The 620-nt window shown below is 70.3% G+C and carries 1 protein-coding gene; it reads left to right on the plus strand.

What is annotated here, in order from left to right:
* Positions 1-620: VCBS domain-containing protein (locus O7A70_RS33920; RefSeq protein ID WP_337144221.1), on the plus strand; the 620-nt coding region annotated here is incomplete at both ends.

The raw sequence follows: 620 nt of genomic DNA on the forward strand, positions 1-620 counted from the left end.
GGCGATGATCTTCCGGCCACGGCGCAGGTCGCGACCGGCAAGGTCACCTTCAGCGACGTCGACACCAGCGACAGCCACACCCTTTCGGTGAGCGCCGCCGCCGCCCATGGCACGGCCAGCGTCGATCCAGACGGCACCTGGCACTACACCGTCAGCGACAGCGGCGCGGTCGACGCGCTCGCCGTTGGCGAGCATCTCGCCGACAGCTTCACCGTCCAGGTCGACGACGGCCATGGCGGCCTCGTCGCCCAGGTGGTGGCGATCACCATCACCGGCACCAACGACGCGCCGCAGATCACCTCGGCCGCGCAGTCCGGCAACGTCTCGGAGGGCGATGATCTTCCGGCCACGGCGCAGGTCGCGACCGGCAAGGTCACCTTCAGCGACGTCGACACCAGCGACAGCCACACCCTTTCGGTGAGCGCCGCCGCCGCCCATGGCACGGCCAGCGTCGATCCAGACGGCACCTGGCACTACACCGTCAGCGACAGCGGCGCGGTCGACGCGCTCGCCGTTGGCGAGCATCTCGCCGACAGCTTCACCGTCCAGGTCGACGACGGCCATGGCGGCCTCGTCGCCCAGGTGGTGGCGATCACCATCACCGGCACCAACGACGCGCC

Origin of the sequence: Mesorhizobium sp. Cs1299R1N1, from assembly GCF_037179655.1 — a bacterium.
GTDB lineage: Bacteria > Pseudomonadota > Alphaproteobacteria > Rhizobiales > Rhizobiaceae > Mesorhizobium > Mesorhizobium salmacidum.